At 62.3% G+C, this 14,978-nt stretch carries 13 protein-coding genes and 1 other RNA gene; all 14 read right to left on the minus strand.

The genetic code is table 11. From position 1 onward, the window contains the following. Positions 1-8 precede the first annotated feature (8 nt). Positions 9-878: a cell division protein FtsQ/DivIB gene (locus tag B348_RS0124600; protein ID WP_026137037.1), complete on the minus strand. Its 870-nt coding sequence runs from the start codon at positions 876-878 to the stop codon at positions 9-11. A 5-nt stretch (positions 879-883) separates the two neighbouring features. Continuing rightward, positions 884-1,840, minus strand: coding sequence for a D-alanine--D-alanine ligase (locus B348_RS0124605; RefSeq protein ID WP_017738693.1), 957 nt, complete (start codon positions 1,838-1,840; stop codon positions 884-886). Further along, positions 1,837-3,285 (minus strand): UDP-N-acetylmuramate--L-alanine ligase, encoded by a 1,449-nt coding sequence (gene murC / locus B348_RS0124610; RefSeq protein WP_017738694.1) that lies wholly within the window; start codon positions 3,283-3,285, stop codon positions 1,837-1,839. The genes B348_RS0124605 and murC overlap by 4 nt, the downstream gene beginning before the upstream one ends. Then, the gene (gene murG / locus B348_RS0124615; RefSeq protein WP_017738695.1) at positions 3,278-4,348 is read right to left on the minus strand and encodes an undecaprenyldiphospho-muramoylpentapeptide beta-N-acetylglucosaminyltransferase; all 1,071 of its coding nucleotides are present in this window, start codon (positions 4,346-4,348) and stop codon (positions 3,278-3,280) included. Before murG ends, murC begins: the two co-directional genes overlap by 8 nt. Next, positions 4,338-5,561, minus strand: a complete 1,224-nt coding sequence (gene ftsW / locus B348_RS0124620; protein ID WP_017738696.1) for a putative lipid II flippase FtsW — start codon at positions 5,559-5,561, stop codon at positions 4,338-4,340. Before ftsW ends, murG begins: the two co-directional genes overlap by 11 nt. Next, positions 5,558-6,904 (minus strand): UDP-N-acetylmuramoyl-L-alanine--D-glutamate ligase, encoded by a 1,347-nt coding sequence (murD, locus tag B348_RS0124625; protein ID WP_017738697.1) that lies wholly within the window; start codon positions 6,902-6,904, stop codon positions 5,558-5,560. Before murD ends, ftsW begins: the two co-directional genes overlap by 4 nt. Before the next feature lie 6 nt (positions 6,905-6,910). Beyond that, positions 6,911-7,993 (minus strand): phospho-N-acetylmuramoyl-pentapeptide-transferase, encoded by a 1,083-nt coding sequence (gene mraY / locus B348_RS0124630; RefSeq protein ID WP_017738698.1) that lies wholly within the window; start codon positions 7,991-7,993, stop codon positions 6,911-6,913. Beyond that, on the minus strand, positions 7,993-9,363 hold the full coding sequence (gene murF / locus B348_RS0124635) for a UDP-N-acetylmuramoyl-tripeptide--D-alanyl-D-alanine ligase (RefSeq protein WP_026137038.1): 1,371 nt from the start codon (positions 9,361-9,363) through the stop codon (positions 7,993-7,995). Before murF ends, mraY begins: the two co-directional genes overlap by 1 nt. Beyond that, complete coding sequence (locus B348_RS0124640) at positions 9,356-10,819, minus strand: UDP-N-acetylmuramoyl-L-alanyl-D-glutamate--2,6-diaminopimelate ligase (protein WP_017738700.1); 1,464 nt, start codon at positions 10,817-10,819, stop codon at positions 9,356-9,358. The genes murF and B348_RS0124640 overlap by 8 nt, the downstream gene beginning before the upstream one ends. Beyond that, complete coding sequence (locus B348_RS0124645; RefSeq protein WP_017738701.1) at positions 10,819-12,561, minus strand: penicillin-binding protein 2; 1,743 nt, start codon at positions 12,559-12,561, stop codon at positions 10,819-10,821. The genes B348_RS0124640 and B348_RS0124645 overlap by 1 nt, the downstream gene beginning before the upstream one ends. Then, positions 12,561-12,854, minus strand: a complete 294-nt coding sequence (gene ftsL / locus B348_RS0124650) for a cell division protein FtsL (protein WP_017738702.1) — start codon at positions 12,852-12,854, stop codon at positions 12,561-12,563. Before ftsL ends, B348_RS0124645 begins: the two co-directional genes overlap by 1 nt. Continuing rightward, complete coding sequence (gene rsmH, locus B348_RS0124655; protein WP_026137039.1) at positions 12,851-13,798, minus strand: 16S rRNA (cytosine(1402)-N(4))-methyltransferase RsmH; 948 nt, start codon at positions 13,796-13,798, stop codon at positions 12,851-12,853. The genes ftsL and rsmH overlap by 4 nt, the downstream gene beginning before the upstream one ends. Then, entirely contained in the window at positions 13,795-14,250 is a 456-nt protein-coding gene (mraZ, locus tag B348_RS0124660) for a division/cell wall cluster transcriptional repressor MraZ (protein WP_003171868.1), read from the minus strand. The genes rsmH and mraZ overlap by 4 nt, the downstream gene beginning before the upstream one ends. Positions 14,251-14,605: 355 nt before the next feature. Beyond that, positions 14,606-14,959: RNase P RNA component class A (rnpB, locus tag B348_RS1000000130545), an RNA gene on the minus strand. Positions 14,960-14,978: the final 19 nt, after the last annotated feature.

Below are 14,978 nucleotides of genomic sequence, written 5' to 3' on the forward strand. Positions count from 1 at the left end.
GCCTCTTCTTAATTCTTCGCGACAGCGGGTTGCGCTGCCGTGGGCGCAGCCGGTTCACGCCAGCCGACGGCAAGGCCGTTGGCGTAACGCAGGTCGACGCTCGCAATGTTCGTAATCTGTTCTTTCAAGGTCTTGTCATAGATGGCAATAAAGCGGCGCATCTTTTCCACCAAGCGGTCGCGTCCGAGCAACAACTGGATGCCCGGGCCGGAACTGCCGGCCCCGGTGGTCAAAAACCAGCTGCCCCGTTCACGCAATTCCAGGCGTGCAATGGAGAAGCCCATGGGCCGCAGCATCTGGCTCAAGGCCTGGTACTGCTGCATCACTTGCTGCTGCGCCCGCTGCGGCCCGAACAACTGCGGCAGGTGCTCGTAGTTGGCCAGTTCACGCGGGGTAAACGCCTGCCCCTGGTTGTTCAACAGCGCTTCGTCGCCCCAACGGGCCACGGGCAGTTGTTCTTCCAGGCGGATCGTCACCTGGTCCGGCCACACGCGGCGGACTTCGGCGTGGGCGATCCACGGCATCTGTTCCAGCTCGCCGCGCATACCGGCCAGGTCGATGGTAAAGAAGCTCGCCGCCAGGTACGGGCCGATGCGCTGCTGTACCGCCTGCTGGCTGATGTAGCTCAAGTCGCCCTGCACGCTGATCTTGGTGATCGGCCGGTCGGCATACGGCAACAGACGCTGTGCGCCTTCATAAGTGCCGAAGCCCAGCACCACCAGCAACACCGGCCAGAACAGCGCCTTGAGAAAACCAAAGTTGGCTTTCGGCAGGCGCGCCGACATCGGCTCTTTAGCCACCATGCGGCTGGCACCCCGTGGCACCGGCTTGCGGCCGGGTGCTGGGGGTTGCTGATGTCGAAGCGATGCGCCGTTCATGTCCGTTAGCCTCTAGGCTCAATGCTTGCTGCAAGGATCGCCAGCACCAACTGCTGGAAGTCCAGACCCGCTGCACGAGCAGCCATGGGTACCAGGCTGTGATCGGTCATGCCCGGTGCGGTGTTGACTTCCAGGAACCAGAAATTCCCTTGATCATCCTGCATCACGTCTGCCCGCGCCCAACCGGCGATACCCAGCGCCTCACAGGCTTTCGCCGTGAGGTCCATCAATTCCTGTTCCTTGGTTGCGTCGAGGCCGCACGGGATCCGGTACTGGGTATCGGAAGCCACGTACTTGGCGTCGTAGTCGTAAAAGGTGTGGGGCGTGCCCAATGCGATAGGCGGCAACACCTGGCCACGCAGGGTGGCGATGGTGAACTCGGGACCCTGGATCCACTGTTCCACCAACACTTGTGAGTCGTAGGTACTTGCCGCTTTCCATGCGTCGATCAATTCGGCGGCCGAGTTCACTTTGGCCATGCCGATACTGGAGCCTTCATGGGCAGGTTTGACGATCAAAGGCAGGCCCAGTTCCTTGGCTGCAGAAATACAATCGTCTTCGCTGCACAAAACGCTGTGACGCGGCGTTGGAATGCCCAGGCTGTGCCACACCTGCTTGGTGCGCAGCTTGTCCATGGCCAGCGCGGAAGCAAAGATGCCGCTGCCGGTGTACGGGATGCCGGCGCATTCCAGCAGGCCTTGCATGCTGCCGTCTTCACCGCCACGGCCGTGGAGGATGATGAAGGCGCGGTCGATCTTCTCGGCCTGCAAGCGGGCGAGGAAGTCATCGCCCACATCGATGCCGAACGCGTTCACGCCAGCACTTTGCAGGGCTTCGAGCACGGCATTGCCGGACTTGAGCGAGACTTCGCGTTCAGCGCTTTTGCCGCCGAACAACACCGCTACGCGACCGAAGTCGGCAGGGGCAATTTTGGAGAACAAAGAGGCGTAGTCAGTGATCATTTCGACTTCACCTTCTCGGCGGCGGCAAACAACGGGCTCGCCAGCAATTTCGGGGCAAGGCCACCAATGTCACCGGCGCCCTGGCACAGCAGGATGTCGCCGGCACGCAGCAGCGGCTTGACGATTGGCGCCAGGTCCACACCACGCTCGATATAGATCGGGTCCAGTTGACCGCGCTGACGGATGCTGTTGCACAGCTTGCGGCTGTCGGCGCCCGGGATCGGTTCTTCACCGGCCGGGTACACCTCCATCAGCAGCAGCACGTTGGCATCGGCCAATACATTGACGAAGTCGTCGTACAGATCGCGGGTACGGCTGTAGCGGTGCGGCTGGTAGACCATCACCAGGCGGCGCTCCGGCCAGCCACCGCGTACGGCCTTGATCACGGCCGCGACTTCGGTCGGGTGGTGACCGTAGTCGTCCACCAGCATCACGTCGCCGCCTTCAACCGGCAGTTGGCCGTACACCTGGAAGCGTCGGCCCACGCCGGCAAAACGCGACAGGCCTTCGACGATGGCTTCATCGCTGACGCCCTCGTCGCTGGCGATGCAGATGGTCGCCAGGGAGTTCAATACGTTGTGGTTGCCCGGCATGTTCACCGACACATCCAGCGGCTCGCGATCAGGACGCAGCACGGTGAAGAAGGTTTGCATGCCTTCCTGACGCACATTGATCGCACGCACGTCGGCGTCTTCGCTGAAACCGTAGGTCACGGTCGGGCGCTTGACCTGCGGCAGGATCTCACGCACCACCGGATCGTCCAGGCACACCACCGCCAAACCGTAGAACGGCAGGTTGTGCAGGAACTCGACGAAGGTTTTCTTCAACTTGTTGAAGTCGCCGTCGTAGGTGGCCATGTGGTCTTCGTCGATATTGGTGACGACGGCGACCAGCGGTTGCAGGTGCAGGAAGCTCGCGTCACTTTCATCGGCTTCGGCGATCAGGTAACGGCTGGTGCCCAGTTGTGCATTGGTGCCGGCTGCATTCAGGCGGCCACCGATCACAAAGGTCGGGTCCAGGCCACCGGCGGCGAACACCGAGGCGATCAGGCTGGTGGTGGTGGTCTTGCCGTGGGTACCGGCGACGGCGATGCCGTGGCGATAACGCATCAGCTCGGCCAGCATCTCGGCACGTGGCACCACCGGAATACGGCGCTCAAGGGCGGTGGCGACTTCCGGGTTGGAGGTGTTCACGGCGCTGGACACCACCAGCACATCGGCTTCGGCGGCGTTCTCGGCACGGTGGCCGATAAAGATCTGGGCGCCGAAGCTTTTCAGGCGATCGGTGACCGGCGACTCTTTCAAGTCCGAGCCGGACACCTGGTAGCCCAGGTTCAGCAACACTTCGGCAATGCCGCACATGCCCACGCCGCCGATACCGACGAAGTGGATGCGACGGATGCGGCGCATTTCCGGTTGTGGCATGGCTTTCTGATTCTCAACCATGGGCCACCTCCAGGCAGATATCGACCACGGTGCGGGTTGCGTCAGGTTTGGCCAGGCGGCTTGCGGTGCTCGCCATGCTGTTGAGTCGTTCCGGTTGCATCAAAACCTCGGTCAGGCGTGCGGCCAAATCGGCGGCGCCAGTCGTTCTTTGCGGCAGCAGGAAGGCAGCGCCCTCCCCGGCCAAATATTCGGCGTTGCGGGTCTGGTGATCGTCGATGGCGTGGGGCAAAGGCACCAGCAAGGACGGCAGACCGGCAGCGGCCAGTTCACTGACGGTCAACGCGCCGGAGCGGCAGACCACCAGGTCGGCCCAGCCATAGGCTTGGGCCATGTCTTTGATGAAGGGCTGCACGTTCGCCTCGACACCGGCTTCGCGATAGCGCGTGGCGGTGACTTCACCGTGATCCTTGCCAGCCTGATGGAAGACCTCGGGACGCAATTCCACAGGGAGTTGCGCCAGGGCTTCCGGCAGCAGTTTGTTCAACGGCTCGGAGCCCAGGCTTCCGCCCATGATCAGCAGGTGCGCCTTGCGCCCGCTCAGTGCTTCGCGAGCAATGTCCATGAACAGTTCGGTGCGCACCGGGTTGCCGGTGGTGCGCAGTTTGGCCGATGCATCGAACGTCTTCGGGAAGGCCTCGCACACCCGTGCGGCCAAAGGCACCAACAGGCGGTTGGCAGTCCCGGCCACGGCGTTCTGCTCGTGCACGATCACCGGCACGCCGGCGAGCCTGGCGGCGACGCCACCCGGGCCGGTCACATAACCACCAAAGCCCAGCACACACACCGGCTGCACTTCGCGAATCACCTTGCGCGCCTGCCACACCGCCTTGAGCAACACGAACGGCGCCTTGAGCAGGGACAACTTGCCCTTGCCACGCAGGCCGGTGACGTTGATCAGGTGCAGCGGCAAACCGGCATTCGGCACCAGGTCGTTTTCGATACCGCGCGGCGTACCCAACCAGTGCACGGTGTAGCCACGGGCCTGGAATTCACGCGCACAGGCCAAGGCCGGGAACACATGGCCCCCGGTGCCGCCCGCCATGATCAGCACGTTAGCGCCCATGGGTTGGCTCCTCGGCAAAATCGCTCTCACTGAATTCCATCTCTTCGCTGCCCAAGTGGGTTCGACTCTCCCACTCGATGCGCAGCAACAAGCCCAGACAGGCGCAGCAAATCACCAACGAACTGCCGCCGTAACTGAGGAACGGCAAGGTCAGGCCCTTGGTCGGCAGCAGGCCGACGTTCACGCCGATGTTGATCAGGAACTGGCCGATCCACAGGAACGACAAGCCGTACGCCACATACGCGGCGAAATACTGTTTGGCCTTCTCGGCCCACAAGCCGATGTACATGCCGCGCACACACACGAACACGAACAGCGCGACGGTGCACAGCGAACCCACCACGCCGAGCTCTTCGGCGAGTACCGAGAACACGAAGTCGGTGTGGGCTTCAGGCAGGTAGAACTGCTTCTGCACGCTGTTGCCCAGGCCCACGCCCAGCCACTCGCCGCGACCAAAGGCAATCAGCGCCTGGGTCAACTGGTAGCCGGAGCCGAACTGGTCGGACCACGGGTCGGTAAAGGTAATCAGACGGGCCATCCGGTAGGGTTGCGCCTGCACCAGGATGGTCACGGCCGCGACGGCCAGTACCACCATCAAGGTGAAGCGGAACAGGCCGACGCCGCCGAGGAATAGCATCGCCGCTGCGGCGCCCATCATCACGACGGTGGCACCGAAGTCGGGCTCCATCAGCAACAGGCCGGCCATGGGCAGCAGCACGATGAACGGCTTGAAGAAGCCCATCCAGCTTTCACGCACTTCTTTCTGGCGACGCACCAGGTAACCGGCGAGGTAAATCACCACGAACACCTTGGCGATTTCCGACGGCTGCACGTTGAACGCACCGAAGCCGATCCAGCGCATCGAACCGTTCACCTCGCGGCCGATGCCGGGCAGGATCACCATGATCAGCAAGCCAAACGCGCCGATCAGCATCAGCCAACCCAGGCGCTGCCAGGTGGCGATGGGAATCATCATAGTGACGATGCAGGCGCCGAGGCCGAGCAGCAGATACACCAGGTGACGGATCATCATGTACAGGGTGTTGCCCGACTGCACGGCGGCCACTTCGGACGACGCCGACGTGATCATCACCAGGCCCAGGCCCAGCAGCGCGAGGCAACCGGCGAGCATCGGGAAATCAAGGTCGATGCCGCGCCCGGTGATGATCGGCGACGGGTACGGCTTGATGATGTTTCTCAGACCGAGGCTCATACCAACGCCTCCACGGCGCGGGCGAACAACTGGCCGCGCTCTTCGTAGTTCTTGAACATGTCGAAGCTGGCGCACGCCGGCGACAGCAACACCGCATCGCCCGGCTGGGCCAGGGCCTTGCACTGGGCAATCGCGTCGTCCAGGGACGTGGCGCGCACTTGCGGCACCGCGTCACCGAGGGCGGCGGCGATCAGGTCGGAGTCGCGGCCCATCAGCACCACGGCGCGGCAATGTGCGGCGACCGGGCCTTTGAGGTCCTTGAAGTCGGCGCCCTTGCCATCGCCACCGGCGATCAGCAGCAGCTTGCCGTCGATATCGGCACCCAGGCCCTCGATGGCAGCCAATGCCGCGCCGACGTTGGTGGCCTTGGAATCGTTGTAGTAGTTGACGCCGTCGAGCTCGCGCACCCATTGGCAGCGATGCTCAAGGCCGCCGAAGCTGCGCAGGGCCGACAACATGGCATCGAACGGCAAGCCCACGGCATGCCCGAGTGCCAACGCCGCGAGGGCGTTGGATTGGTTATGGGCGCCACGGATCTTCAGCTCGCGCACCGGCATCAGGTTCTGGAATTCGAAGGCCAGGTATTTCTCGCCGTTCTCTTCACGAATGCCGAAGGCTTTGAAGTCGGGTTTGCCGAGGCCGAAGGTCCAGCAAGGCATGCCCTCGCCCATCAGCGGACGGCTCAGGGCGTCCTGGCGGTTGACCACAAACTGCTTGGCGCCACGGAAGATCCGGTGCTTGGCCAGGTGATAGGCCGGCAGGCCGCTGTAGCGGTCCATGTGGTCTTCACTCACGTTCAACACGGTAGCCACTTCGGCGCCGAGGTCGTGAGTGGTTTCCAGCTGGAAGCTCGACAGTTCCATCACGTACAACTCGACGTCGTCGCTGAGCAGGTCCAGCGCCGGCACACCGAGGTTGCCGCCCACGGCGACGCGCTTGCCGGCCGCAGCCGCCATCTCGCCGACCAGGGTGGTCACGGTGCTTTTTGCGTTGGAACCGCTGATGGCCACGATCGGCGCCTTCGCGTGACGCGCGAACAGGTCGATGTCGCCGGACAGCTTCACGCCACGGGCGGCGGCGGCTTGCAGGGCCGGTGTCGCCAGGGCCAGGCCGGGGCTCACGTAGAGCTCATCGGCACGGCACAGAAACTCGACATCCAACTCGCCACAACGCACTTCCACGTGCGGGTAGTCACGGCGCAGCGTGACCAGCTCCGGTGGATTTTCCCGCGTATCGGCCACGGCAAACGACGTGCCCCGGTTCGCCAGGAAGCGAACCAGGGACATGCCGCTCTTGCCGAGGCCGACAACGATGCGGAAGTGGTCTGAAGCGATCAGGGACACTCGTTTCTACCTCAGTTTCAGGGTGGCAAGGCCGACCAGCACGAGAATCACGGTGATGATCCAGAAACGGACGATCACACGCGGCTCAGGCCAGCCCTTGAGTTCAAAGTGGTGGTGAATCGGCGCCATGCGAAACACGCGGCGCCCGGTCAACTTGAAGGAGGCCACCTGGATGACCACCGACAGGGTTTCCATCACGAACACACCGCCCATGATGAACAGCACGATTTCCTGGCGCACGATCACGGCGATGGTGCCCAGGGCTGCGCCGAGCGCCAGTGCGCCGACGTCGCCCATGAACACTTGCGCCGGGTAGGTGTTGAACCACAGGAAACCCAGGCCGGCACCGATCAGCGCGCCGCAGAACACGATCAGTTCACCTGCGCCCGGTACATAAGGGATCAGCAGGTATTCAGCGAATTTCACGTTACCCGACAGGTAGCAGAAGATACCGAGCGCGCCGCCCACCATCACCGTCGGCATGATCGCCAGGCCGTCGAGGCCGTCGGTGAGGTTCACCGCGTTGCTGGAGCCGACGATCACGAAATAGGTCAGCACCACGAAGCCCACGCCCAGGGGAATGCTGGCGTCCTTGAGCATCGGGATGATCAGGGTGGTTTCCACCGCACTTGGCGCGGTCATGAACAGGAAAATCGCTGCGCCCAGGCCGAACACCGACTGCCAGAAATACTTCCAGCGGCTTGGCAGCCCCTTGGAGTTCTTCTCGATCACTTTGCGGTAGTCATCGACCCAGCCGATGGCGCCGAACAACAGGGTCACCAGCAACACCGTCCACACGTAGCGGTTGTGCAGGTCGGCCCAGAGCAAGGTGCTGATGCCGATGGACGACAGGATCAGCGCGCCGCCCATGGTCGGGGTGCCGGATTTGGACAGGTGCGACTGCGGGCCGTCATTACGAACCGATTGACCAATTTGCAGGTTCTGCAGGGTGCGGATCATCCACGGTCCCAGAAACAGCGACAGCGACAGCGCGGTCAGCACACCCAGGATCCCGCGCAGGGTCAGGTACTGAAAGACCGCGAAGCCTTTGTGGAACTGTTGCAGATACTCAGCCAGCAGCAGCAGCATTAATGTTTCTCCGTACTTGAGCCACACAAGGCCGCGACGACGTTTTCCATCACCGCGCTGCGCGATCCCTTGATCAAAATAGTGGTTTGTTTGTCTTGTTCGGCCGCAGTCAGCGCCTGGATCAGTTCGGCCTGGGTCGCGAAGTGCCGCGCGCCGGCGCCGAAGGCGTTGACCGCGTGGGCCATGTTCGTCCCGACGGCATACAGCGCGTCGACCTTGCCAGCGGCATAGGCACCGACTTCGCGGTGGCCTTGCTCAGCCCAGTCGCCCAACTCGCCGATATCGCCCAGCACCAGAACCTTGCGCCCGGCAAAGCCCTTCAGCAGATCAACGGCGGCATTAATGGAGGACGGGTTGGCGTTATAGGTGTCATCGATCACGCGCATGCCATTGGTCGCCAACTGCGCCACGGTACGGCCCTTGACCGGCTGCACGGCGCCCAGGCCGGTCGCGATACCAAACAGCGACACGCCCAGGGCGTGAGCGGCGGCGGCGGCGGCCAGTGCATTGGCGACGTTATGGTTGCCCAGCAGGTTCAACTGCACCTGCTCGCTGCCTTGCGGGGTGTGCAAGGTGAAGGACGGGCAACCACGGGCATCAACGGTGATGCTGGAAGCATGGAAATCAGCCGCGGCATTGAGCACGGCAAACGTCAGCACCTTGCGACCGGCGGCGCGTACACGCCAGGTCTCGAAGGCCTTGTCGTCCAGATTCAATACCGCAGTGCCCGACGCATCGAGGCCTTCAAGGATTTCGCCCTTGGCTTCGACGATCTTCTCCGGGCCGCCGAACTCGCCGACGTGGGCGGTACCGGCGTTGTTGATGATCGCCACGTGGGGCTTGGTCAGCGCCACGGTGTAGGCGATCTCGCCAATGCGCGATGCGCCCAGCTCGATGACGGCCGCCGTGTGTTCCGGGGCCAGTTCGAGCAGGGTCAGCGGTGCGCCGAAATCGTTGTTCAGGTTGCCGCGGGTGGCGAGCACCGGGCCGCGCGTGCGCAGGATGCCGGCCAGCAACTCCTTGACCGTGGTCTTGCCGCTGGAGCCGGTGATGGCGGCAACCGGCTTATCGAACGCGGCACGGTTCAGCGCGCCCAACTGGCCGAGGGCCAGGCGGGTATCGGCGACCAGCAATTGCGGCAAGGTGGAATCGGCCACTTCGCGTTGCACCAAGGCGCCCACGGCACCTTTGGCCGCGACGTCATTCAGGTAGTCGTGACCATCGAAACGCGGACCCGCCAAGGCGACGAACAATTGGCCCGGTTTAATGTTGCGACTGTCGATACTGACACCGTCGAAGCGGCAATCGCTCGACAGCACACGGGCCGCCAGGGCCTGGGTCAGTTCGCTGAATGTCATCGCCTTAAGCATGGGCGACCTCCCAGGCGGTCAAGGCGTGATCGGCCTCGACCAGATCGGAGAAGGCATGGCGTTCGCCGTTGATTTCCTGGTAGTCCTCGTGACCCTTGCCGGCCAGCACCACGACGTCGTCAACACCGGCGCTGGCAATCAACTGGGCAATGGCGGCGCCACGGCCGGCGACAAACTCCGCCTTGGATGCGTCTTTGAAGCCGGCACGGATGTCGTCGAAAATCTGGAGCGGGTCTTCGCTGCGCGGGTTGTCGTCGGTGACGAGCACGCCATCAGCCAGACGTTCGACGATCTCGGCCATCAACGGACGCTTGCCGCGATCACGGTCGCCGCCGCAGCCGAACAGGCAGAGCAATTTGCCCTTGGCATGGGGACGCAGGGCAACCAGGACTTTTTCCAGGGCATCCGGGGTGTGGGCATAGTCGACCACCACCAGCGGCTGCGAGCCGCCACCCAAGCGCTGCATGCGCCCGACCGGGCCTTCCAGCTTGGGCAGCACCCGCAGGATTTCGTCCAGGGCGTAATCCAGGCCGAGCAACGCGCCGACAGCGGCGAGGACGTTGCTCAGGTTGAAGCGACCGAGCAGGCTGCTACGCAAGTGGTGCTCGCCTTGTGGCGTCACCAGCGTGGCGCGCACACCCTCGTCATTAAATTGCGCATCGCGGCAATACAGGTACGCACTGGAATCTTCCAGGCTGTAGCTGATCAGGCGCGACTCATGCTCTTGCGCCGCCAACTGGCGACCGAATTCGTCGTCCAGGTTCACCACCCGGCACTTCAGGTCATTCCAGGCAAAGAGCTTGGCCTTTTCGGCGGCGTAGGCCTCCATGGTGCCGTGGTAGTCCAGGTGATCGCGGGACAGGTTGGTCATCACCGCCACGTCAAAGGCCAGCGCAGCAACGCGGCCCTGATGCAAACCGTGGGACGAGACTTCCATGGCAACCGCCTTGGCGCCGGCCTTTTTCAGGTCGGCCAGGGTCGCTTGCACGGCGATAGGGTTCGGCGTGGTGTGCAGGCCACTGTGCAGCGCGCCATAAAAACCGGTGCCGAGGGTGCCGATAATGCCGCAGTGCTGGCCGAGCAGGTCCAAGGCCTGGGCGACCAACTGGGTCACGCTGGTCTTGCCGTTGGTGCCGGTGACCCCCACCAGATTGACGTGGCGGCTCGGGTCGCCATAAAAACGCCCGGCGATGTCCGACAGCTGTTTGGCCAGCCCCTTGACCGGGATCAACGGCACGTCGGTGATCGGCAGCACGGTGGCGCCTTCCACTTCATACGCCACTGCCGCCGCACCGCGTTGCAAGGCATCGGCGATATGGTCACGACCATCGACCTTGCCACCCGGCACAGCCAGGAACAGGTCTCCAGCACGCACATTGCGGCTGTCCAGGCTCAGCTCGCGGATCAGCAGATCGCGGCCAGCGTGGGCAAAAATCTTGTTCAGGCTCAGAGACATCAGCCGCGCCCTCCATTGGCTTTTACGGCAGCGGCCGGTGGTCCGGCGTTCGCTTGTTGGGTCGGCGGCAGGTTGTCCGGCGTGATGTTCATCAGGCGCAGGGTGCCGGACATCACTTTGCTGAACACCGGCGCCGATACCAGGCCACCGAAGTAGCCTGCTTTACTTGGTTCATCGATCACTACGACGATGGCGTAGCGCGGGTCGCTCATCGGGCCAAAGCCGGCGAACAGCGAGCGGTAGGAGTTTTCGGCATAGCCCTTGGTGCCCACCGACGTTTTCCGCGCGGTACCGGACTTGCCTGCCACGTGGTACGCCGGCACTTGCGCACGGAACACACCGCGTGGGGCTTCGATCACTTGTTGCAGCATGCCTTGCATGGTCTTGGCGACGTTTTCCGGGATCACCTGGGTGGCTTTCGGCGCTTCGTCGACATGGATCAGGCTCAGTGGAACCATGCGGCCATTATTCGCCAATACAGAGAAAGCGTGGGCCAGTTGAATCGCGGTCACCGACAGGCCGTAGCCGTAGGACAGCGTGGCGGTCTCGGCTTTTTTCCAGTCGCGGTAGTTCGGCAGGTTGCCCACGCGCTCGCCCGGGAAGTCGAGGCCGGTGGGTTGGCCCAGGCCGATTTTCTGCGCCAGGTGGTAGATGGTTTCGCCACCGATATCGAAGGCGACCTTGCTCATGCCCACGTTACTGGAGTTGATCAGGATACCTGTCAGATCCAGCACCGGACCTTCGGTGCGGGACACGTCACGAATGGTGTATTTGCCCAACTGCAAGGTACCCGGATACACCTCGACCTTGTCGCTGGGCTTCCAGCGTCCGGTTTCGAGGGCGGCGCTCATGGAGATGGCTTTCATGGTCGAACCGGGTTCGAACACGTCGATCATCGCGCGGTTACGCATCATCGCCGGCTGCAGGTTGCGACGGTTGTTCGGGTTGTAGGTCGGCTGGTTGACCATGGCGAGGATCTCGCCGGTCTTCACGTCCATGATCACCAGGCTGCCGGCCTTGGCGCCGTTCTCGATGATCGCGTTACGCAGCTCGCGGTTGGCCAGGTATTGCAGGCGCAGGTCAATCGACAACGCCAAGGGCTTACCGGCCTTGGCGTTTTTGGTGACCTGGACATCCTTGATCAGTCTGCCGCGCCGATCCTTGATGACTTGTCGTTTGCCGGGAACCCCGGCCAGCCATTCATCGTAGGCCAGTTCCACGCCTTCGCGACCGTGGTCGTCGATGTCGGTAAAGCCGACCATATGGGCGGTGGTTTCACCGGCGGGATAGAAACGACGGAATTCCTCGATGCCATAGACACCGGGGACTTTAAGGTCGAGCACTTGCTGGCCCTGTTCAGGGGTGAGACCGCGAACAAGGTAGATGAATTCTTTGTTGGCCTGGGCTTCGAGGCGCTCGGCCAGGGCTTTCGGGTCTTGGCCAAGAGCACTGGCCAGTGCTGGCCAGCGATCCTTGGCCACCTGCAATTCCTTGGCGTTGGCCCACAGGGTGGTCACCGGGGTACTGACGGCCAGGGGCTCGCCGTTACGGTCGGTGATCAGGCCGCGGTGCGCAGGAATCGGGATATGACGCAGGCTGCGGGCGTTGCCCTCGCCGATCAGGAAGTCGCGATCGACCACTTGCAGGTCGATGATCCGCCAGGCAATTGCGCCCACCATCAATGCCAGCAAGCCGAGCATCAGGCGGAAGCGCCATGGGTAGAGTGCGCCTTCGAGTTTCATCATGGCGCCACCATGCGGACTTCGGCCGCGCCAGGAATGTGCATTTTCAGCTGCTCGGTGGCCAGCACTTCGATGCGGCTATGGGCCGTCCAGGTGCTTTGTTCCAGGATCAGCCGGCCCCATTCCGCTTGCGCCTTGTCGCGCACACTCAACTCCCCATACAGGGTGTTGAGCAATTGGCGGTTGTAGTGGGCGCTGTAGGACACCGCAATCGCGGACACCAGCACGCCGACGTACAGCAGCATCATGAAGAAGCTGCCGCCCGGGAGGGGCTTGGCAAAAAGCTTGCTCACCGCAGCTTCTCGGCAACGCGCATGACAGCGCTGCGGGAGCGTGGGTTGGCCTTGAGTTCGGCTTCGGAAGCGAACTGCGCTTTGCCATGGATTTTGATTTTCGGCACAAAGGCTTCGAAACGTACCGGCAGGTTGCGCGGCAGGTTGTCGGACTCACCCTTGACCAGGCGACGCATGAACAGCTTGACGATACGGTCTTCGAGGGAGTGGAAGCTGATTACCACCAGGCGACCGCCCACTTCCAAGGCATCCAGCGCGGCTTCGAGGCCCGCTTCCAGATCGCCCAATTCGTTGTTGACGTGAATGCGCAGGCCCTGGAACGCACGGGTTGCCGGGTTCTTGCCCTTTTCCCACGCCGGGTTGGCGACTTTCAGCACTTCGGCGAGGTCGGCGGTGCGTTCGAACGGCTGGATTTCACGACGTTCGACCACGGCACGGGCCATGCGGCCGGCGAAGCGCTCTTCACCGTATTCCTTGAATACGCGGGTGATTTCTTCATGGGGCGCGGTGGCGATGAACTGCGCAGCGCTGATGCCCCGGGTCGGGTCCATGCGCATGTCGAGGGGGCCATCGTTCATGAAACTGAAGCCGCGCTCCGGGTCGTCAAGCTGTGGCGAAGACACGCCCAGGTCGAGCAAGACCCCGGCCACCTTGCCTGCCATGCCGCGCTCGGCCACTTCGGCACCCAGCTCGGCAAAGCTGCGCTGCACAACGACAAAGCGGCCGTCTTCGGCCGCTAGCGCTTGCCCGGTGGCAATCGCTTGGGGGTCTTTGTCGAACCCGAGGAGCTTGCCGTCGGACCCGAGCTGGCTAAGTATCAACCGGCTATGCCCGCCTCTGCCGAATGTGCCATCCAGATAGCAACCATCCGCGCGCACGGCGAGAGCCTCAACGGCTTCGTCAAGCAATACGGTGATGTGGTTAAAGCCGCTATCAATAGTCACAGGATCAAATCACGCAGTTCATCAGGCATGGCGCCCGGTTGTTGAATAGCAGCCAGGTCAGCTGCAGAAACAGCATCCCAGGCATCTTCGTCCCACAATTGGAACTTGTTCAGTTGGCCCACCAGCATTGCGCGCTTGTCCAGCTTGGCGTACTCGCGCAAACGCGGTGGCACCAGGAAACGGCCGCTGCCATCGAGCTCGAGGTCGACGGCGTTGCCAATCAGCAAACGCTGCAGGCGACGGTTTTCTTCACGCAATGAAGGCAGGGCACGCAACTTGGTTTCAATCAGCTCCCACTCGTCGAGGGGGTAAACACATAAACAAGGGTCAACGGCATCGATGGTGATGATCAACTGCCCGGAACTACGCGAAATCAGCTCGTCACGATACCGGCTCGGCATAGCGAGACGGCCTTTTGCATCGAGACTGATAGCGTTAGCTCCGCGAAACACAGATGCGTTTCTCCAAATTTTAGCGTTTTACGTTCAAAAAACCCACTTTGTGCCACTTTCCGCCACTTGCGCACACTATAGGAATGCGCCCACCACACCGTCAAGGCGCGGATTCAAGGAAAAGCCTTACAGAACGGAGATTTAGGAGCGTAAAGGGAGGAGAAACGAGAGTTTGGCGTTGTTTTTGACCCGACAAGCACAAACAGCTCAAAGAGCTATGGCTCGAAGTTAAAGTAATTTATTAAGAGTAAGATTTTTTTGGTATTACGAAGATGCATCTGCCAATGATTCGGCAGGGAGGGATTCTTGCGTTACTACCGGGTTTCTGCCCGAGATTCGGACAGAAGGAAAAAAGGTGGAGAGTCGATCTGTAAGCCGGGTTCTGTCTTGAACAGTCATTCGTCTACGATGGCCATCACTGGACACCTTTAGCAACCTACCCGGTCCCAGCGCGGGCCACGCCTTGGGACCCTATTTGGTCTTGCTCCAAGTGGGGTTTACCTAGCCACGAACTGTTGCCAGTCGTGCGGTGCGCTCTTACCGCACCTTTTCACCCTTACCGGCACCGAAGCGCTTAGGCGGTTATTTTCTGTGGCACTTTCCGTAGGCTCACGCCTCCCAGGCATTACCTGGCACTTCGCCCTATGGAGCCCGGACTTTCCTCCCCCCCCTAATTTTCATAGAGGGCAGCGACTGTCCAATCGACTCTCCGCCGCGCAGGTTAACGG

The sequence above is a fragment of the Pseudomonas sp. CBZ-4 genome (genome assembly GCF_000346755.1).
In the GTDB taxonomy this organism is placed as follows: Bacteria; Pseudomonadota; Gammaproteobacteria; order Pseudomonadales; family Pseudomonadaceae; genus Aquipseudomonas.

What these genes read in the sequence shown, in the direction of transcription:
- B348_RS0124600 (WP_026137037.1), bottom strand. Translation starts at nt 878, where the DNA reads ATGAACGGCGCATCGCTTCGACATCAGCAACCCCCAGCACCCGGCCGC.
- B348_RS0124605 (WP_017738693.1), bottom strand. Translation starts at nt 1,840, where the DNA reads ATGATCACTGACTACGCCTCTTTGTTCTCCAAAATTGCCCCTGCCGAC.
- murC (WP_017738694.1), bottom strand. Translation starts at nt 3,285, where the DNA reads ATGGTTGAGAATCAGAAAGCCATGCCACAACCGGAAATGCGCCGCATC.
- murG (WP_017738695.1), bottom strand. Translation starts at nt 4,348, where the DNA reads ATGGGCGCTAACGTGCTGATCATGGCGGGCGGCACCGGGGGCCATGTG.
- ftsW (WP_017738696.1), bottom strand. Translation starts at nt 5,561, where the DNA reads ATGAGCCTCGGTCTGAGAAACATCATCAAGCCGTACCCGTCGCCGATC.
- mraY (WP_017738698.1), bottom strand. Translation starts at nt 7,993, where the DNA reads ATGCTGCTGCTGCTGGCTGAGTATCTGCAACAGTTCCACAAAGGCTTC.
- murF (WP_026137038.1), bottom strand. Translation starts at nt 9,363, where the DNA reads ATGCTTAAGGCGATGACATTCAGCGAACTGACCCAGGCCCTGGCGGCC.
- B348_RS0124640 (WP_017738700.1), bottom strand. Translation starts at nt 10,819, where the DNA reads ATGTCTCTGAGCCTGAACAAGATTTTTGCCCACGCTGGCCGCGATCTG.
- B348_RS0124645 (WP_017738701.1), bottom strand. Translation starts at nt 12,561, where the DNA reads ATGAAACTCGAAGGCGCACTCTACCCATGGCGCTTCCGCCTGATGCTC.